Here is a 23063-nt window from a genome sequence, read left to right on the forward strand (position 1 = left end):
CAAGACACCAATGGTGTTAACTGACTGTTGCACCTAAATTGAGGGATGAATATGAACAAGGTTTATCGAGTGATCTGGAATGCGGCGTTACAACTTTGGGTGGTGGTCAGTGAACTGGCTAACACCAAGCAGAAAACTGCCAGTCACAGTAGCCGTGCTCATCAAGGCCAGCAAGGCATCGCGAAAACCAATAAATTATTTAAAAATAGCGCGATAGCCCTATCCTTGTTCTCCTCCCTGGCTATTTACAATAGTGCCTATGCTATTACGGTCGCTGAATGTGATGCGGCTCCCACCACCTGTGTGAAGGTGGCAACAGCGTCAGCGTTGAACACCGCATTAAGTGCTAGCGGAACGGGTAGTACTGCCACCACCATTTTGTTAACCGCTAATATCGATCTGACCGCGCTTTATTCTGGTGGTATTACCGTAAACCAAACGGCAAATGCCAGGCGAGACCTGGTGATTGATGGTGGGGGGTATAATCTCAGAATTGGTAGTAATGGTTTTAATATGGTAGCTGCAACCACCAATAATGCCGCCTGGGCTACGGGCAATGCCAGCTTCAAACTGGTCAATTTTGGCGATATTACTTCAACCTCAGTAGTTGCAGATGGTATTACCGCTCACATCGTTTATGTCCAAGATGCTACCACCCGATTGGCGGTAACACTGGATAATATTAACACGGTACCTGATGGTAAAATGGTGGCGATGGGGGCTGATGGTGCCGGGTTAGCAGACAACAATAGCCCGGTTATACTGGGTAATTTCAATCAACTGATTACCTTGACTTTGGGAACCTATCGCCAATCTATCTTAGGCAGTAATATAACATTAAACGGTAATTATGATTTAAATGGTATCCCCAGTGCTAACTACCCTGCGGTGTTCTGGAGCAATGGCACCGCCGCTAATAGTGTGCTCCATTTTACCAGCACGGCGGATGTCAATATTACCGGTAACTGGTTGACTAATGGTCCAGGTGTTAAGGCTAATACGGCTGGCTCCTATAATTTCTTGATTGATGATGGTGCCAAGGTCTCGTTTGCTATTACGGGGCAAAACCCGTTAGGGCTTGCTAACTATGGGGTAGAGATAGGTTCTTATAATACCGGCACCGGGGTGTTTGGCTCGGGTGCGTTGATTAGTATGAATAACGAGGCGGGGGATGTAATCAGTAATGCCCCCAGTACCACAACAAGTGCCATGATCTACAATGGTCCAGCCTCAACCCGTGATGTGATTTATAATCTGACCACTGGTTCAGCGCTCGTGGTGGCTAATAACGCAGCCTATGATGGCATTCTTGCTACTAAAACTACGGGTACCGGCGGGATCTATATCCGTTCTGCGGGAACGATTTCTGATGGTACCACCAATGTGACTGCGGGTAGTGGTATTAACGTCAGCGCTGGCACATCCGGTAATGTGGTAGTGCTTAATGATGTTGGTGGCGTTATCAGAAAAGCCACTGGGATTACGGTCACCGATACAGGCACTCGCGTGGTGAAGGTGACCAACGCCGGGACCATTAACAGCACTACTGCTGGGGTGGCGTTGGCCCATAACGGTACGGGTACAGTCAATCTTTTCAACAGTGGAGTGATCAACAACAGTGCTGGTGCAGGTATCGCCTTAACCGGTAGCGCTGCGGGTAAGTTAGTCACTGTGGATAGCACCGGCGGGACTATCAATGCCACTGCCGGTAATGGTATTACGCTGGATAATAACGTCGTTCTTGTATTGAGCAACGGGACTATCACCACTACCGGTAGTGCGGTGGGTTTGGCCATCGGTGCATCTAACACCGGTACCCAGTCATTGACCGGGACAATCTTTAACCTCAATGGCACTGGGGCGGCAATTACCAAGGGGGCATCGGCAACAGTTAACCTCAGTAACACCCAATTTAATGCCATTGCTGGTACGGTGTTTACTAGTCTGGCAGGGTTCAATTTCCAATCAGGTACAGCGAACAATGCCATCAACCTGACTGGGAGCAGTGCCGCTACCGGGATCAGTTCAACCGTCTCTTTGGATTTTACTAACGCCTATCTTGATATTAATGTTAATAATGCGGCTGCCACCGGGATTTCCACTTCAGGGGCAACAGGGGGATCCATTATTGTTGGCCCTAATATGCATATTAATGCCAGTGGTGGTGCTTCAGCGATAACCTTTAATAACAGCATCGCCGAAACACTGACCAATAACGGGTTTATCAGTGGCAGTGTCACCATGGGAAATAGTGGTAACACTATTACCAATAATGGCACCTTGGGCTCACTGACCAGTGGCACGGGTGTGGATACGCTGACGCTCAATAACGGGTCGGTCAGCAATGGTATTATTGATTTGGGGGCGGGTGCCAATATCGTTAATATCTACGATGGTGCTACCAATAATATCATTAATACTGGTGCGGGTAATGATACCTTCAATATTTATAACTTGACCAATGCTAGCACCACTTCGTTAGGTAACCTTAACGCTGGCATCGGCACTAACACTCTGAACTTTAATAACTCTACTCGTAGCTTAGATAATGTTACGCAGTTACAAAACTTCACCAACATTAACCTGACCAATAGCTCCAATATTACCCTCGGCTATGTTAACAATATCGCCAGTGGTAACGTCAATGTCGCTACGGGTAATAAACTGCTGTTTGGTAGCACCTATAACGGTGGCTTTACCGCAGTATTGACCGGCGCAGGGGATGCCGAAGTTCAATCAGGCGCTAATGTTATCTTAAGTGGCGCTAACACCCTTACCGGTAATTGGTTGATTGATTCATCAGGTACATTGAATGCCAGTGCATTCAACCAACTCGGTACTGCAGCCGTCGGCTTGAATGGCGTCTTGAACCTTCAAAGTAACGGGACATTGACCAATGTCTTGACTGGCAACGGTTTGTTGAATATTAGCAATACCGCTGGCGTATTTAATTTTGGTGCCACTGTCGGTAATGCATTTACTGGTATTGTTGATATCAGTACAGGGACATTAAATTTATCCTCACTGAGCCCTAATGTGCTGAATAATGCGACGTTGCGTGATTCTGTCGGTGGCTTGATCACCATGGATGCCGGAACAAACAATGTCGGTAATCTGGTGTTGAACGGCGGTACGCTGCAGTTTGCTGCGGGCAATCTGATCAGCACCGGCGGGGGGACTGGGTTAGGGTTAATCACAGTATCTGGTGATTCGATTATTAAAGTAGATACTACGTTACTGACGTCAGGTAATTTGTTGGATCTTAACGCAGGTAGCGCAACTGCGTTGGTACAAAGCAGTAATACACTTTCTGGTGCTGATTTAGCGAGACTCCAATTACAAGACTTGTCAGGCAATAGTCTGCTTGGTGGGGCTACCGTAAACTATCAACAGAATAGCCAATTCGTTTCCATTAATACCTATGACTTTGATATGACCAGCGGTACGGGGTTGAAAGTCAATAAACAGCTGACCCAATTGGATTTACAGGATACTCAAACCCTGACGTTGACCTCCAATGGCGCCACCAACACAACGTTAACGGCAAAAGTAACCGGTTCGGGTAATTTGGCGATTGGTTCAGATAACGTCGCCATGACCATCAGCAATAGTGCAAACGATTATACTGGCGCGACCACGGTTAATGCTGGCAGTTTGACCTTGGGAGCGGATAATTCCCTGGGTGGCACCTCGTTACTTGATGTTGCTGCACTGGGCACCGTGAATCTAGCGGGTTATCAACAAACCGTTACTGCACTGAGTAATGCGGGTGTTGTGAATCTGGCTAATGGCACACTGGATATAACCAATGGTGGTACCTCCAGTGGAACCGGTGGCCTGACCGGTGCGGGGGCGTTGAACGTCAACGGCGGTACCTTGATCCTGAGTGCCGCTAATAGTGGTCTGACAACCTCAACCGATACCCTGATAGCAGCGCCGGCAACGGTCAATTTGACTGCGGCCAATGCCTTGGGTAGCAGTGATGTTAATGTATTGGGTACTTTGAACCTGAATGCTGCCGATACGCTGGCCAACATTCTCAGTGGTGACGGCACCATCAACACCAATGCGGCAGTGACCTTGGATGGTACCAATGATTTCACCGGTCAGCACAATATCAATGCCGGTGGTGTATTAACCATTACCGATGTCAATAATTTGGGTACCTCGGCAGCCAGTGTCGATCTCACTGTTGCTGGCGCTGAACTGATAATCGATGGTGTGGTTGACACCTTAGCCAACACCTTGAGCGGTGATGCGGCCTCAACGGTACAACTGACCAATACTGCAGATACCACGCTAACCGGCAGCAACACGCTGTTTGCTGGTCTGTTTGATTTGGTGGGCAACAGCACGCTGAATGTATCACTGGGTGACAACCTGGGTGATGGTCGCGTCAGTATCGCTGATGGCAGTACCCTTAACTTTAACGCCTTTGAAGGCGGTGCCTTGACCTCGCTGGGTAATGTTATCGATGGCGCAGGGGACTGGGTGCTGAACAGCAGCAATATCGACCTGAGAAATAATGGCAATGCCTCTGGCTTTAGTGGCTTGTTGGATATTAATACCGCCTCGACACTGACCATTGACAGTCTTACTGCATTGGACGGCTCAACAATATTGAATGTTGATGGTGCTACCAGCACCTTGAATATCACCAACGCCGGTGCCTTTACGCTGAACAATACCCTGACCGGTGCCGGGCAGGTGAATGTCGATACGACCAATGGTGCTTTCAACTTTGACGCTGCAGTGGGCAATGCCTTTACCGGCAATGTGACGCTGAATAACGCTACCTTCTCATTGGCAGGGGACAACGCCGACACTCTGCAGAATGCTGGGCTGACGTTAGCCACCGGCAGTGTGACGACGGTTGGTATCCCGGGAACGCCAAGTACCGCCACCTTGCAGGATCTGGTGCTGGATGGTGGTACGCTCAATTTCACTGGTGGCGTGCCGTTATCAAGTGCCGAGAGTATCATTTCTACCGTTAACCTCACTGCCAACAGCGGTACGATCAATGTGGATAATGGCGGTTCATGGAACAACGATTCCCCTAGCGTCTCTCTTCTCGACCAAAACCTGGGAATAACCGAGACGTTAATCACTGCGGACACGGCAAGCGCGGTTGATGGGCTCAGCTTGAGAATTAATAACCAGGCGGTGACACCAGCGGGCATCGCTTCAGCGATTAACCAGAACAGTGTCCATGTGGCGAATGGTACCTACAATTACGCCTTGTCCAACACGAACGGCAGTGCCGATGGCCTGTACCTGAATTATGGCTTGAGTGCCATTGAACTGCTGACCGACACCGGCAACGGCGGTGCGTTGATTATAGCCGCTGGCACCAACAGAGAATTAACCGCCCTGTTGACTGGGGTTGGTGGCATCGTTTTTGATGCGACCCAGAGTCCGTTGACGGTAACCAATAGCAACAACCTCTACCAAGGTAGTACCACGGTGCAGGGCGGTACCGTACAACTGGGCAGCAACAATGGTTTCGGTGAAACCTTGTTGCTGACAGTTGCAAGTACCGGCACGTTTAATGGCAACTCGTTTAACCAAACGGTAAAAGCGCTGGATAACCAGGGTACGGTCAACGTCGGTACCGGTATCCTGACCAATAGCGGGTTGTTGACTAACACCGGGGTGATTGATATCACCGGCGGTACGCTGAACCTGAACGGGGGAGGCACCTCCACCGCGGTGGGTGGCCTGACCGGTGCGGGAGCCTTGAACGTCAACGGCGGTACCTTGATCCTGAGTGCCGCCAACAGTGGCCTGTCAGCAGATACCTTGATAGCGCTGCCAGCGACGGTCACCTTGACCGCCGCCGATGCCTTGGGTAGCAGTGATGTTGATGTAGTGGGTACTTTGAACCTGAACGCTGCCGATACGCTGGCCAACATACTCAGTGGTGACGGCACCATCAACACCAATGCGGTAGTGACCTTGGAGGGAACCAATGATTTTAGCGGTCAGCACAATATCAATGCCGGTGGTGTATTAACCATTACCGATGTCAATAACCTGGGCACGTCGGATGCCAGTGTTGACCTGACAGCCGCGGGTGCTGAACTGATACTCGATGGGGTCAGCGGTACGCTGGCTAACACCTTGAGCGGTGATGCGGCCTCAACGGTACAACTGACGAATACTACAGATACCACGCTAACCGGTAGCAACACGCTGTTTACCGGGCTGTTTGATTTGGTGGGCAACAGCACGCTGAGTGTGTCGCAGAATGCCAACCTGGGTGATGGTCGCGTCAGTATCGCTGATGGCAGTACCCTTAACTTTAACGCCTTTGAAGGCGGTGCCTTGACCTCGCTGGGTAATGTTATCGATGGCGCAGGGGACTGGGTGCTGAACAGCAGCAATATCGACCTGAGAAATAATGGCAATGCCTCTGGCTTTACGGGCTTGTTGGATATTAATACCGCCTCGACACTGACCATTGACAGTCTTACTGCATTGGACGGTTCAACAATATTGAATGTTGATGGTGCTACGAGCACCTTGAATATCACCAACGCCGGTGCCTTTACGCTGAACAATACCCTGACCGGTGCCGGGCAGGTGAATGTTGATACGACCAATGGTGCTTTCAACTTTGACGCTGCAGTGGGCAATGCCTTTACCGGCAATGTGACGCTGAATAACGCTACCTTCTCATTGGCAGGGGACAACGCCGACACTCTGCAGAATGCTGGGCTGACGTTAGCCACCGGCAGTGTGACGACGGTTGGTATCCCGGGAACGTCAAGTACCGCCACCTTGCAGGATCTGGTGCTGGATGGTGGTACGCTCAATTTCACTGGTGGCGTGCCGTTATCAAGTGCCGAGAGTATCATTTCTACCGTTAACCTCACCGCCAACAGCGGTACGATCAATGTGGATAATGGCGGTTCATGGAACAACGATTCCCCTAGCGTCTCTCTTCTCGACCAAAACCTGGGAATAACCGAGACGTTGATCACTGCGGACACGGCAAGCGCGGTTGATGGGCTCAGCTTGAGAATTAATAACCAGGCGGTGACACCAGCGGGCATCGCTTCAGCGATTAACCAGAACAGTGTCCATGTGGCGAATGGTACTTACAATTACGCCTTGTCCAACACGAACGGCAGTGCCGATGGCCTGTACTTGAGCTATGGTTTGAGTGCCATTGAACTGTTGACCGACACTGGCAACGGCGGTGCGTTGATTATAGCTGCTGGCACCAACAGAGAATTAACCGCCCTGTTGACTGGGGTAGGTGGCATTGTTTTTGATGCGACCCAGAGTCCGTTGACGGTAACCAATAGCAACAACCTCTACCAGGGTAGTACCACGGTGCAGGGCGGTACCGTACAACTGGGGAGCAACAATGGCTTCGGTGAAACCTTGTTGCTGACAGTTGCAAGTAGCGGCACGTTTAATGGCAACTCGTTCAACCAAACGGTAAAAGCGCTGGATAACCAGGGTACGGTCAACGTCGGTACCGGTATCCTCACCAATAGCGGGTTGTTGACTAACACCGGGGTGATTGATATCACCGGCGGTACGCTGAACCTGAACGGGGGAGGCACCTCCACCGCGGTGGGTGGCCTGACCGGTGCGGGAGCCTTGAACATCAACGGCGGTACCTTGACTCTGAGCGCGGCCAACAGTGGCTTGACAACCGCGACCGACACCCTGATAGCCGCGCTGGCAACGGTCAATTTGACCGCCACCGATGCCTTGGGTAGCAGTGATGTTGATGTAGTGGGTACTTTGAACCTGAACGCTGCCGATACGCTGGCCAACATACTCAGTGGTGACGGCACCATCAACACCAATGCGGCAGTGACCTTGGAGGGGACCAATGATTTTAGCGGTCAGCACAATATCAATGCCGGTGGTGTATTAACCATTACCGATGTCAATAACCTGGGCACGTCGGATGCCAGTGTTGACCTGACAGCCGCGGGTGCTGAACTGATACTCGATGGGGTCAGCGGTACGCTGGCTAACACCTTGAGCGGTGATGCGGCCTCAACGGTACAACTGACGAATACTGCAGATACCACGCTAACCGGTAGCAACACGCTGTTTACCGGGCTGTTTGATTTGGTGGGCAACAGCACGCTGAGTGTGTCGCAGAATGCCAACCTGGGTGATGGTCGCGTCAGTATCGCTGATGGCAGTACCCTTAACTTTAACGCCTTTGAAGGCGGTGCCTTGACCTCGCTGGGTAATGTTATCGATGGCGCAGGGGACTGGGTGCTGAACAGCAGCAATATCGACCTGACGGGGAATAGCAATGCCTCTGGCTTTAGTGGCTTGCTGAATATCAATACTGGCTCCACCTTGACTATCGATGGCGCTACCGGGTTGAATGCGGGGACGACATTGGATGTCAATACCGCGAGCAGTACCTTGAATATCACCAACGCCGGTGCCTTTACGCTGAACAATACCCTGACCGGTGCCGGGCAGGTGAATGTCGATACCGGGGCTAATAATGCGTTCAATTTCGGTACTGGCGTTGGGGCTGGCTTTACCGGCAATATGACGCTGAATAACGCTACCTTCTCACTGGCGGGAACTAATGCCGACACTCTGCAGAATGCTGGGCTGACATTAGCCACTGGCAGTGTGACGACGGTTGGTATCCCGGGAACGCCAAGTACCGCCACCTTGCAGGATCTGGTGCTGGATGGTGGTACGCTCAATTTCACTGGTGGCGTGCCGTTATCAAGTGCCGAGAGTATCATTTCTACCGTTAACCTCACCGCCAACAGCGGTACGATCAATGTGGATAATGGCGGTTCGTGGAACAACGACTCACCGGGCGTCTCTCTTCTGGAACAGAACCGGGGAATGACCGAGACGTTGATCACTGCGGATACGGCAAGCGCGGTTGATGGACTCAGCTTGAGAATTAATAACCAGGTGGTGACACCTGGGGTGGGTATTTCTTCTGCCATTAACCAGAACAGCGTCCATGTGGCGAATGGTACCTACAATTACGCCTTGTCCAACACGAACGGCAGTGCCGATGGCCTGTACCTGAGCTATGGTTTGAGTGCCATTGAACTGCTGACGGACTATGCCGATGCGCTGATTATTGCCACCGATACTGGCGCTGGCACCAACAGAGAGTTGACCGCCCTGTTGACCGGCGGGGTTGATGGCGGCATCGTTTTTGATGCTACCAATGGTGCATTGACGGTGACCAACAGCAACAACAGTTACGGCGGAACTACGACCGTGACCGGTGGTAATGTACTACTGGGGAGTGATAATGCGTTCGGTCAGACTTCATTGCTGACGGTAAATAGTAATGCCAGTTTTAATACCAACGATTTCAGTCAAACGGTGGGAGCCCTGATCAACGCTGGGACCGTCATTATTGACCCGGCGGTATTAACAACCGGATTATTGACTAACACCGGGGTGATTGATATCGCTGGTGGTACGTTGAACCTGGAAGATGGTGGTACTTCAACAGCTGTTGGTGGCTTGACTGGTGCGGGCACGCTGAACGTCAACGGTGGTACCTTGATCCTGAGTGCCGCCAACAGTGGCCTGTCAGCAGATACCTTGATAGCGCTGCCAGCGACGGTCACCTTGACCGCCGCCGATGCCTTGGGTAGCAGTGATGTTGATGTAGTGGGTACTTTGAACCTGAACGCTGCCGATACGCTGGCCAACATACTCAGTGGTGACGGCACCATCAACACCAATGCGGCAGTGACCTTGGAGGGGACCAATGATTTTATCGGTCTGCACAATATCAATGCCGGTGGGGTATTAACCATTACCGATGTCAATAACCTGGGCACGTCGGATGCCAGTGTTGACCTGACAGCCGCTGGTGCTGAACTGATACTCGATGGGGTCAGCGGTACGCTGGCTAACACCTTGAGCGGTGATGCGGCCTCAACGGTACAACTGACGAATACTGCAGATACCACACTGACCGGTAGCAACACGCTGTTTGCTGGTCTGTTTGATTTGGTGGGCAACAGCACGCTGAGTGTGTCGCAGAATGCCAACCTGGGTGATGGTCGCATCAGTATCGCTGATGGCAGTACCCTTAACTTTAACGCCTTTGAAGGCGGTGCCTTGACCTCGCTGGGTAATGTTATCGATGGCGCAGGGAACTGGGTGCTGAACAGCAGCAATATCGATCTGAGAAATAATGGCAATGCCTCTGGCTTTACGGGCTTGTTGGATATTAATACCGGCGCCACACTGACCATTGACAGTCTTACTGCATTGGACGGTTCAACAATATTGAATGTTGATGGTGCCACCAGCACCTTGAATATCACCAACGCCGGTGCCTTTACGCTGAACAATACCCTGACCGGTGCCGGGCAGGTTAATGTCGATACCGGGGCTAATAATGCGTTTAATTTCGATACTGGCGTTGGGGCTGGCTTTACCGGCAATGTGACGCTGAATAACGCTACCTTCTCACTGGCGGGAACCAATGCTGATACTCTGCAGAATGCTGGGCTGACGTTAGCCACCGGCAGTGTGACGACGGTTGGTATCCCGGGAACGTCAAGTACCGCCACCTTGCAGGATCTGGTGCTGGATGGTGGTACGCTCAATTTCACTGGTGGCGTGCCGTTATCAAGTGCCGAGAGTATCATTTCTACCGTTAACCTCACCGCCAACAGCGGTACGATCAATGTGGATAATGGCGGTTCATGGAACAACGATTCCCCTAGCGTCTCTCTTCTCGACCAAAACCTGGGAATAACCGAGACGTTGATCACTGCGGACACGGCAAGCGCGGTTGATGGGCTCAGCTTGAGAATTAATAACCAGGCGGTGACACCAGCGGGCATCGCTTCAGCGATTAACCAGAACAGTGTCCATGTGGCGAATGGTACTTACAATTACGCCTTGTCCAACACGAACGGCAGTGCCGATGGCCTGTACTTGAGCTATGGTTTGAGTGCCATTGAACTGCTGACCGACACCAGCAACGGCGGTGCGTTGATTATAGCTGCTGGCACCAACAGAGAATTAACCGCCCTGTTGACTGGGGCAGGTGGCATCGTTTTTGATGCGACCCAGAGTCCGTTGACGGTAACCAATAGCAATAACCTCTACGAGGGCAGTACCACAGTACAGGGCGGTACCGTACAACTGGGCAGCAACAATGGCTTCGGTGAAACCTTGTTGCTGACGGTTGCAAGTAGCGGCACGTTTAATGGCAACTCGTTCAACCAAACGGTAAAAGCGCTGGATAACCAGGGTACGGTCAACGTCGGTACCGGTATCCTGACCAATAGCGGGTTGTTGACTAACACCGGGGCGATTGATATCACCGGCGGTACGCTGAACCTGAACGGGGGAGGCACCTCCACCGCGGTGGGTGGCCTGACCGGTGCGGGAGCCTTGAACGTCAACGGCGGTACCTTGACCCTGAGCGCGGCCAACAGTGGCTTGACAACCGCGACCGACACCCTGATAGCCGCGCTGGCAACGGTCAATTTGACTGCGGCCAATGCCTTGGGTAGCAGTGATGTTGATGTATTGGGTACTTTGAACCTGAACGCTGCCGATACGCTGGCTAACATACTCAGTGGTGACGGTACCATCAACACCAATGCGGCAGTGACCTTGGAGGGGACCAATGATTTTACCGGTCTGCACAATATCAATGCCGGTGGTGTATTAACCATTACCGATGTCAATAACCTGGGCACGTCGGATGCCAGTGTTGACCTGACAGCTGCTGGTGCTGAACTGATACTCAATGGGGTCAGCGGTACGCTGGCTAACACCTTGAGCGGTGATGCGGCCTCAACGGTACAACTGACCAATACTGCAGATACCACACTGACCGGTAGCAACACGCTGTTTGCTGGTCTGTTTGATTTGGTGGGCAACAGCACGCTGAGTGTGTCGCAGAATGCCAACCTGGGAGATGGTCGCGTCAGTATCGCTGATGGCAGTACCCTTAACTTTAACGCCTTTGAAGGCGGTGCCTTGACCTCGCTGGGTAATGTTATCGATGGCGCAGGGAACTGGGTGCTGAACAGCAGCAATATCGACCTGAGAAATAATGGCAATGCCTCTGGCTTTACGGGCTTGTTGGATATTAATACCGGCGCCACACTGACCATTGACAGTCTTACTGCATTGGACGGTTCAACAATATTGAATGTTGATGGTGCCACCAGCACCTTGAATATCACCAACGCCGGTGCCTTTACGCTGAACAATACCCTGACCGGTGCCGGGCAGGTGAATGTCGATACCGGGGCTAATAATACGTTTAATTTCGATACTGGCGTTGGGAGTGGCTTTACCGGCAATGTGACGCTGAATAACGCTACCTTCTCACTGGCGGGGACCAATGCCGATACTCTGCAGAATGCTGGGTTGACGTTAGCCACCGGCAGTGTGACGACGGTTGGTATCCCGGGAACGCCAAGTACCGCCACCTTGCAGGATCTGGTGCTGGATGGTGGTACGCTCAATTTCACTGGTGGCGTGCCGTTATCAAGTGCCGAGAGTATCATTTCTACCGTTAACCTCACCGCCAACAGCGGTACGATCAATGTGGATAATGGCGGTTCGTGGAACAACGATTCACCGGGCGTCTCTATTCTGGAACAGAACCGGGGAATGACCGAGACGTTGATCACTGCGGACACGGCAAGTGCGGTTGATGGGCTCACATTGAGAATTAATAACCAGGTGGTGACACCTGGGGTGGGTATTTCTTCTGCCATTGACCAGAACAGTGTCCATGTGGCGAATGGTACCTACAATTACGCCTTGTCCAACACGAACGGCAGTGCCGATGGCCTGTACCTGAGCTATGGTCTGACTGCCATTGAACTGTTGACGGACTATGCCGATGCGCTGATTATTGCCACCGATACTGGCGCTGGCACCAACAGAGAATTGACGGCGCTGTTGACTGGAGATGGTGGCATCGTTTTTGATGCTACCAATGGTGCGTTGACGGTGACCAACAGCAACAACCTCTACCAGGGCACGACCACGGTGCAGGGCGGTACCGTACAACTGGGCAGCAACAATGGCTTCGGTGAAACCTCGTTGCTGACAGTTGCAAGTACCGGCACGTTTAATGGCAACTCGTTCAACCAAACGGTAAAAGCGCTGGATAACCAGGGTACGGTCAACGTCGGTACCGGTATCTTGACCAATAGTGGGTTGTTGACTAACACCGGGGTGATTGATATCACCGGCGGTACGCTGAACCTGAACGGGGGAGGCACCTCCACGGCGGTGGGTGGCCTGACCGGTGCGGGAGCCTTGAACGTCAACGGCGGTACCTTGACCCTGAGCGCGGCCAACAGTGGCTTGACAACCGCGACCGACACCCTGATAGCCGCGCTGGCAACGGTCAATTTGACTGCGGCCAATGCCTTGGGTAGCAGTGATGTTGATGTAGTGGGTACTTTGAACCTGAACGCTGCCGATACGCTGGCCAACATACTCAGTGGTGACGGCACCATCAACACCAATGCGGCAGTGACCTTGGAGGGGACCAATGATTTTACCGGTCTGCACAATATCAATGCCGGTGGTGTATTAACCATTACCGATGTCAATAACCTGGGCACGTCGGATGCCAGTGTTGACCTGACAGCTGCTGGTGCTGAACTGATACTCGATGGGGTCAGCGGTACGCTGGCTAACACCTTGAGCGGTGATGCGGCCTCAACGGTACAACTGACCAATACTGCAGATACCACACTGACCGGTAGCAACACGCTGTTTGCTGGTCTGTTTGATTTGGTGGGCAACAGCACGCTGAGTGTGTCGCAGAATGCCAACCTGGGAGATGGTCGCGTCAGTATCGCTGATGGCAGTACCCTTAACTTTAACGCCTTTGAAGGCGGCACCTTGACCTCGCTGGGTAATGTTATCGATGGCGCAGGGAACTGGGTGCTGAACAGCAGCAATATCGATCTGAGAAATAATGGCAATGCCTCTGGCTTTACGGGCTTGTTGGATATTAATACCGGCGCCACACTGACCATTGACAGTCTTACTGCATTGGACGGTTCAACAATATTGAATGTTGATGGTGCCACCAGCACCTTGAATATCACCAACGCCGGTGCCTTTACGCTGAACAATACCCTGACCGGTGCCGGGCAGGTGAATGTCGATACGACCAATGGTGCTTTCAACTTTGACGCTGCAGTGGGCAATGCCTTTACCGGCAATGTGACGCTGAATAACGCTACCTTCTCATTGGCAGGGGACAACGCCGACACTCTGCAGAATGCTGGGTTGACGTTAGCCACCGGCAGTGTGACGACGGTTGGTATCCCGGGAACGCCAAGTACCGCCACCTTGCAGGATCTGGTGCTGGATGGTGGTACGCTCAATTTCACTGGTGGCGTGCCGTTATCAAGTGCCGAGAGTATCATTTCTACCGTTAACCTGACTGCCAACAGCGGTACTGTTAACGTGGATAATGGCGGTTCATGGAACAACGATTCCCCTAGCGTCTCTCTTCTCGACCAAAACCTGGGAATAACCGAGACGTTGATCACTGCGGATACGGCAAGCGCGGTTGATGGGCTCACATTGAGAATTAATGGCCAGGTGGTGACACCAGCGGGCATCGCTTCAGCGATTAACCAGAACAGTGTCCATGTGGCGAATGGTACCTACAATTACGCCTTGTCCAACACGAACGGCAGTGCCGATGGCCTGTATCTGAATTATGGCTTGAGTGCCATTGAACTGCTGACCGACACCGGCAACGGCGGTGCGTTGATTATAGCTGCTGGCACCAACAGAGAATTAACCGCCCTGTTGACTGGGGCAGGTGGCATCGTTTTTGATGCGACCCAGAGTCCGTTGACGGTAACCAATAGCAATAACCTCTACGAGGGCAGTACCACGGTGCAGGGCGGTACCGTACAACTGGGGAGCAACAATGGCTTCGGTGAAACCTTGTTGCTGACAGTTGCAAGTACCGGCACGTTTAATGGCAACTCGTTCAACCAAACGGTAAAAGCGCTGGATAACCAGGGTACGGTCAACGTCGGTACCGGTATCCTGACCAATAGCGGGTTGTTGACCAACACCGGGGTGATTGATATCACCGGCGGTACGCTGAACCTGAACGGGGGAGGCACCTCCACCGCGGTGGGTGGCCTGACCGGTGCGGGGGCGTTGAACGTCAACGGCGGTACCTTGACTCTGAGTGCCGCCAACAGTGGCTTGACAACCGCGACCGACACCCTGATAGCCGCGCTGGCAACGGTCAATTTGACTGCGGCCAATGCCTTGGGTAGCAGTGATGTTGATGTATTGGGTACTTTGAACCTGAACGCTGCCGATACGCTGGCTAACATACTCAGTGGTGACGGTACCATCAACACCAATGCGGCAGTGACCTTGGAGGGGACCAATGATTTTAGCGGTCAGCACAATATCAATGCCGGTGGTGTATTAACCATTACCGAGGTCAATAACCTGGGCACCTCGGATGCCAGTGTTGACCTGACTGCCGCAGGTGCTGAACTGATACTCGATGGGGTCAGCGGTACGCTGGCTAACACCTTGAGCGGTGATGCGGCCTCAACGGTACAACTGACGAATACTACAGATACCACGCTAACCGGTAGCAACACGCTGTTTACCGGGCTGTTTGATTTGGTGGGCAACAGCACGCTGAGTGTGTCGCAGAATGCCAACCTGGGTGATGGTCGCGTCAGTATCGCTGATGGCAGTACCCTTAACTTTAACGCCTTTGAAGGCGGTGCCTTGACCTCGCTGGGTAATGTTATCGATGGCGCAGGGGACTGGGTGCTGAACAGCAGCAATATCGACCTGACGGGGAATAGCAATGCCTCTGGCTTTAGTGGCTTGCTGAATATCAATACTGGCTCCACCTTGACTATCGATGGCGCTACCGGGTTGAATGCGGGGACGACATTGGATGTCAATACCGCGAGCAGTACCTTGAATATCACCGACGCTGGTGCCTTTACGCTGAACAATACCCTGATCGGGGCTGGGCAGGTTAATGTCACTACCGGGGGGAATGCCTTCAACTTCGACACCGGGGTAGGCAGCGCCTTTGCCGGCAATGTGACGCTGAATGACACCACCTTCTCACTGGCGGGAACCAATACCGCAACGCTGGAGAATGCTGGGCTAACGTTAGCCACCGGCAGTGTCACGACGGTTGGTACCGGAACGGCAAGTACTGAAACGGTGCGGGATCTGGTGATGGACGGCGGTACGCTGAAATTTACCGGTGGAGCACCGTTGTCAATTGCACAGAGTATTATCGACACCAATAATCTGACTACCACCGCTAACGGCGGCATTATCGACGTAATCACTGGAGGTAGCTGGAGCAATGACCTGCCAGTGGTAGATCCAAATCTGTCGATCCTCGATCAGAACTTGGGTACCACGGCAATGACGCTTATCACTGCCACCAATGCCAGTGGGGCTGCTCAACTGACACTGAATATTGACGGCCAGGCGGTGACGCCAGCGGGTATTGTTTCCGAGATTAACCAGAACAGTGTCCATGTGGCTGATGCGACCTACAATTACTCCTTGTCCAACACTAGCGGTAGTGCCAATGGCCTGTATCTCAACTATGGTCTGAGTGCCATTAATCTGCTGTTGGACGATGCTGATGCGTTGATTATTGCCACTGATGTCAACCCTAACTCCAATAGAGAGTTGACGGCCCTTTTGACCGGGGGTGGGGGCATCGTTTTTGATGCTACCTTGGGTTCGGGTGCGTTGACGGTAACCAATAGCAACAACCTCTACCAGGGCACGACCACGGTACAGGGCGGCACCGTGCAACTGGGGAGCAACAATGGCTTCGGTGAAACCTTGTTGCTGACAGTTGCAAGTACCGGCACGTTTAATGGCAACTCGTTTAACCAAACGGTAAAAGCGCTGGATAACCAAGGTACAGTTAACGTCGGTACCGGGGTCCTGACCAATAGCGGGTTGTTGACTAACACTGGGGTGATTGATATCACCGGCGGTACGCTGAACCTGAACGGGGGAGGCACCTCCACCGCGGTGGGTGGCCTGACCGGTGCGGGGGCGTTGAACATCAACGGCGGTACCTTGACCCTGAGCGCGGCCAACAGTGGCCTGACAACCGTGACCAACACCCTGATAGCAGCGCTGGCAATCGTCAATTTGACTGCGGCCGATGCCTTGGGTAGCAGTGCGGTGAATGTGTTGGGCTCCCTGAATCTGAATGCCGCTGATACGTTGGCCAACATTCTCAGTGGTGACGGCACCATCAATACCAATGCGGCAGTGACCTTGGAGGGGACCAATAATTTCACCGGTCAGCACAATATCAATGCCGGTGGTGTATTAACCATTACCGAGGTCAATAACCTGGGCACCTCGGATGCCAGTGTTGACCTGACAGCCGCGGGTGCTGAACTGATACTCGATGGGGTCAGCGGTACGCTGGCTAACACCTTGAGCGGTGATGCGGCCTCAACGATACAACTGACCAATACTGCAAACACCACGCTGACCGGTAGCAACACCGGTTTTGATGGCCTGTTTGATTTGGTGGGCAACAGCACGCTGAGTGTGTCGCAGAATGCCAACTTGGGTGATGGTCGCGTCAGTATCGCTGATGGCAGTACCCTTAACTTTAACGCCTTTGAAGGCGGTACCTTGACCTCGCTGGGTAATGTTATCGATGGCGCAGGGAGCTGGGTGCTGAACAACAGCAATATCGACCTGAGGGATAATAGCAATGCCTCTGGCTTTAGTGGCTTGCTGAATATCAATACCAACTCAGCATTGACCATCAACAGCGCTACCGGGTTGAATGCGGATACGGTGCTGAATGTTAATGGTGCCACCAGCACCTTGAATATCACCAATGTGGGTGACTTTACCTTAAACAACACCCTGACCGGTGCTGGGCAGGTTAATGTCTCTACCGGGGGGAATGCCTTCAACTTCGACACCGGGGTAGGCAATGCCTTTGCCGGCAATGTGACGCTGAATGACACTACCTTCTCACTGGCGGGGACCAATACCGCAACGCTGGAGAATGCCGGCCTGACGTTAGCCACTGGCAGTGTCACGACGGTTGGTACCGGAACGGCAAGTACTGAAACGCTGCGGGATCTGGTGATGGACGGCGGTACGCTGAAATTTACCGGTGGAGCCCCGTTGTCAATTGCGCAGAGTACTATCGACACCAATAATCTGACTACCACCGCTAACGGCGGCATCATCGATGTCATAACCGGAGGTAGCTGGAGCAATGACCTGCCAGTGGTAGATCCAAATCTGTCGATCCTCGATCAGAATCGGGGTACCACGGCGATGACGCTCATCACTGCCAGCAATGCCAGTGGGGCTGATCAACTGATACTGAATATTGACGGCCAGGCGGTGACACCAGCGGGCATAGTTTCACAGATTAACCAGAGCGGTAACCATGTTGCCGATGCAACCTACAATTACCAACTTTCTAACCTCAACAGCAGCAATGCCAATGGCCTGTATCTGAATTATGGTCTGAGTGCCATTAACCTACTGACAGATACTAGCAACGGCGGTGCGCTGATTATTGCCACTGATGCTGGCGCTGGCTCCAACAGAGTCTTGACGGCCCTGTTGACCGGGGGGGGTGGCATCGTATTTGATGCCACCAATGGTGGATTGACGGTAACCAATAGCAACAACCTCTACCAGGGCAGTACCACGGTGCAGGGCGGTACCGTACAACTGGGGAGCAACAATGGTTTTGGTGAAACCTCGTTGCTGACAGTTGCAAGTAGCGGCACGTTTAATGGCAACTCGTTTAACCAAACGGTGAAAGCGTTGGATAACCAGGGTACGGTCAACGTCGGTACCGGTATCCTGACCAATAGCGGGTTGTTGACTAACACTGGGGTGATTGATATCACCGGCGGTACGCTGAACCTGAACGGGGGAGGCACCTCCACGGCGGTGGGTGGCCTGACCGGTGCGGGGGCGTTGAACGTCAACGGCGGTACCTTGATCCTGAGTGCCGCCAACAGTGGCCTGACAACCGTGACCAATACCCTGATAGCGGCGCCGGCAATCGTCACGTTGACTGCTGCCAATGCTTTGGGGAGCAGTGCGGTGAATGTGTTGGGCACCTTGAACCTGGATGCCGCCGATACGCTGTCTAACGTGCTCAGTGGTAACGGTATCATCAATACTGATGCGGTAGTGACACTGAGTGGTAGCAATAGCTTTAGTGGTACCCACGATATCAATACCGGGGGGGTGTTAACCGTCAGTGCCGCCAATAACCTGGGGACTTCCGTTGCCACTGTCAATCTGAACGATGCGACCTCGCAACTGATATTCAATGGTTTGAGTGGCGATGTGGCCAATACCGTGACGGGTACACCTGATTCTACAATTACCGTGAATAACCAAGCCAACATGTCGCTGTCTGCTAACAACAGTGGATTTAGTGGTCAGTTTGGCATTGCCGGCAATAGTATCTTAAGCGTTAGCCAAAACCAGAATCTGGGAGCGGGCTCAGTCAATATTGATAGCGGTAGCCAACTGCAGTTCTCACAACTGACCGGGACGCTAAGTAATGTGATTAGCGGGGCTGGAATCTGGGCGCTGTCAAACGCCAGTAATGTTACGTTGGATGGCAATAATGCCTCGACATTTGTCGGAATGGTGAGTATCAACGGCGGCTCAGTGCTGAATCTGACCACTGCCGATTGGTTCAATCCATTAGCCACCGTGGATGTTGTTGCTGCTGTTGATACGCTGAATATCAGCAACGATGGTAACTTCAGCTTTAATAACCGGTTATTGGGTGCCGGTGTACTTAACATCAGTACCAATAATAATGTGTTCAGTTTTGGTAGCAATGTGGGTAATGGATTTACCGGACAGGTCAATCTGCAAAATACCCAGTTCAATTTGTCCGGTGATAATACCGATAGTAATACCAATACCACTCTGAACCTGGAAACCAACAGCCGTACTTCTGTGGGTGATGGGGTGCAGCGGATCGGTGCGCTGACCATGAATGGCGGTACGTTGATCTTCAATAATATCATTGACAACGATGGGATACTCTCATCTGCCGGGACAATTGAGGCCAACAGTATCAATACGACGGGTGGTGGTACGGTGAGTGTTAATCTGCCGCCTGATGTTTCCCCAAGCCTGGATGGGCTGAGTATTCTGGAGCTGGATACCGGTTACATTGTGGTTGATTTGGTGAAAGGCGCAGCCACTGGCAGTGGTCGTGAACTGACTCTGACCGATGAGAATAATGTGCCGATCACGCAACAATACCTTGAACCGCTAACCAATCCGAACAGTGACCTCATCGCGGCGATGGGCACCTTCGACTTTGGTCTGACGACGGGAGGCCAATTGGATGGGCTTTACGTCAACTATAGCCTGAAGAGCATGGAGCTTCTGTTGACTGGCAGCGATGCGCTGGAGCTTATAGCCAGTGCCACAGATAATGGAACGCTCGCCAACGATCTCTTTGCACAGGTGACTGGCGCAGGGGACTTGGCGATTAGTGAAGCTGAGGCTGGAGCAATCATTACCATCTCAGGCACCACTAACACTTACACTGGTAAAACGTTGGTGCGTTCCGGAACCTTGCAATTGGATGCGGATACCGCGTTAGGGAGAACCTCGGATCTGGTGATTAGCAGCGGAGCTGCCGTCGATATCAATGGACATACTCAGACTGTCGGGGCTTTAAACAGTGATACCGCCAGTACCTTGAACCTGAATGGTGGTAATTTAACCGTCAGTCGCGGTGGTACGGTAGATGGGGCCCTGATGGGGGCTGGTAATCTGGTCTTAACCGACAGTACGTTGGCAGTGAATAGCAACAATACCAGCTTTAGTGGCATCACCACCATCAGCAGTGCAGCAACCGCTGCTCTGACTCAGGCGAAAGGACTCGGAACCGGTGCTATTGTGGTCGATGGAACACTGCACCTTGATGGTAGTGCTGGCGGGTTGCAAAGCGCGACACTGGTCAACGTGCTACAAGGCAGTGGTAGTACGCTGTTAAGTGATGGTGCCAATGTCATACTGAGTGGTAACAACCTTGATTATTCGGGGACCTTTACCACCCAGGCTGGCACTACCCTGACAGCGATGGGGGGTGAAAACTTCGGTAGCGCATCGGTTCTCAACTCAGGGAGTGTGGTACTTAATACCGCGAGTTACTGGGATCTCACCACGCCAATCAGTGGTACTGGCAGCCTGATCAAACAGGGTAGCGGTATGGTACTGATTGGCAATAGCCTAGTCAGTGCCGGTATGACCACGGTACAATCCGGTACGCTATTGGTGGGTTCTGCACCGGTTAACGTGGTGTCACCAACAACCTTTGCTTCGCCAGTCGCTACCGCTTCAGCTCAAGCAGCAACCTTGACCAGTGATGTGACGGTACAGGCCAACGGCACCTTCGGTGGCGATGGGCAGGTCATCGGTAATGTTAGCAACGCTGGGAATATGGTGATTGGTCGCGCAGCGACGGGCGGCAACTTCAGTGACTTTATTATCAACGGCGATTATGTGGGTAATGGCGGTAACATTGCTTTCAATACGGTTCTGGCAGGCGACAATGCGGCAACCGATAGATTGGTGATTACCGGTAATACCTCGGGCGCCAGTACGGTATCGGTAACCAATATTGGCGGTAATGGTGAGAAGAATATCAATGGTATTCAGATCATTAACGTTGGCGGTGCGTCCAACGGCAACTTTACCTTAAATGGTCGTGCTCAGGCTGGTCTGTTGGAATACTTCTTGTATCAAGGGACGCCGGGTAATCCTGCAGACGGTAGTTGGTATCTGCGCTCCAATTACCAGGACAAAGAGATCACTTATAACCCTGAGGCAGGTGGTTTTATTGCTAACCTCGCTGCTGCCAATACGCTGTTCAACACTCGGTTGGAAGACCTGCATTCATCTGATGCACGGGATGCAAACGAGCTGAATGGTGAGGGTACCCGCTCTAGCTTGTGGTTACGTCAGGTGGGTTCGCGTAATGAGTTTGAGGACTCCTCTGGACAGCTTTCCAACTCAAGTGATCGCTATGTGGTGCAATTAGGTGGCGAAGTCTGGGAGACGCAGTTTACCGATCAGGATCGCTTCGCGCTGGGTGTCATGGCGGGTTATGGTCGCTCTACGGGTACCACCGATTCGCGGGAAACCAGCTACCAGTCTGATAACAGTTTGACCGGTTATACTGTTGGGGTCTACGGTACCTGGTATGCACGGGCAACTGACCGTCATAGCCCTTATGTCCACGGCTGGTTGCAGTACGAATGGTTTAATGCCTCGGTCAGTAGCAACTCTTATGACAGCGGCACCTACAATTTGAATGGGGTAAGTACTTCGTTAGAAGGCGGTTATCCAATTGCAATTTATCAAGGTGAGCGGAATCACACTTATCTGACACCACAAGCACAGGTGACGCTCAATTCGACCTCGATGGATGATGTGAACAATGGCGGAGTGAAGGTAGAGCAGGACGGTAATAACAATCTGCAAACGCGTGTGGGATTGAAACTGTCTAACGATACCTTTATCGGCAAAGACAAGTCACGCATCCTGACGACTTATCTGAATGTTAACTGGATCCATAATGGCAGCCAACCTGCTGTTATGTCTGATGGATTCGGTATTGAGCAGACTGGTAGTCGTAATGTGGTTGAGGTGAAAGTCGGCATTGATGGCAAGGTGACTGAGAATCTCAGTGCTTGGGGGAGTTTGTCTCAGCAGATTGGTCAGAATGGTTATGATGAAAAAGCAGCGATGCTTGGGGTGAAATACTCGTTCTGATGGTGATGTGTGGTTGAATCTACTGGCTGCCTTTTTAGGCAGCCAGTTTGCTATTGGGTGCACCGTAACCAAGCAGTTAACCGGAAGCATACGCTGGAAGTCCCTTGGAAGTGATATTAAGAAAAATCTTATAAATCATTGAAGTGAGGGATAATGCGCCTTGGTGGGGTTTGAAATATTTACTTACACTTATCCTGTTTATTAATTTCCTTAATGCTTCTATGGTGGTCGCCATAGGT

1 protein-coding gene is annotated in these 23063 nt (G+C 52.1%); it reads left to right on the forward strand.

Features of this window, described 5'->3' with window-relative positions:
* Nucleotides 1-51: 51 nt before the first annotated feature.
* Nucleotides 52-22824, forward strand: a complete 22773-nt coding sequence (locus ACX9GV_RS04770; RefSeq protein ID WP_473197239.1) for an ESPR-type extended signal peptide-containing protein — start codon at nucleotides 52-54, stop codon at nucleotides 22822-22824.
* Nucleotides 22825-23063 lie beyond the last annotated feature (239 nt).

The sequence above is a fragment of the Serratia sp. 25CWL12 genome (genome assembly GCF_055790885.1).

What these genes read in the sequence shown, in the direction of transcription:
- ACX9GV_RS04770 (WP_473197239.1), top strand. Translation starts at nt 52, where the DNA reads ATGAACAAGGTTTATCGAGTGATCTGGAATGCGGCGTTACAACTTTGG.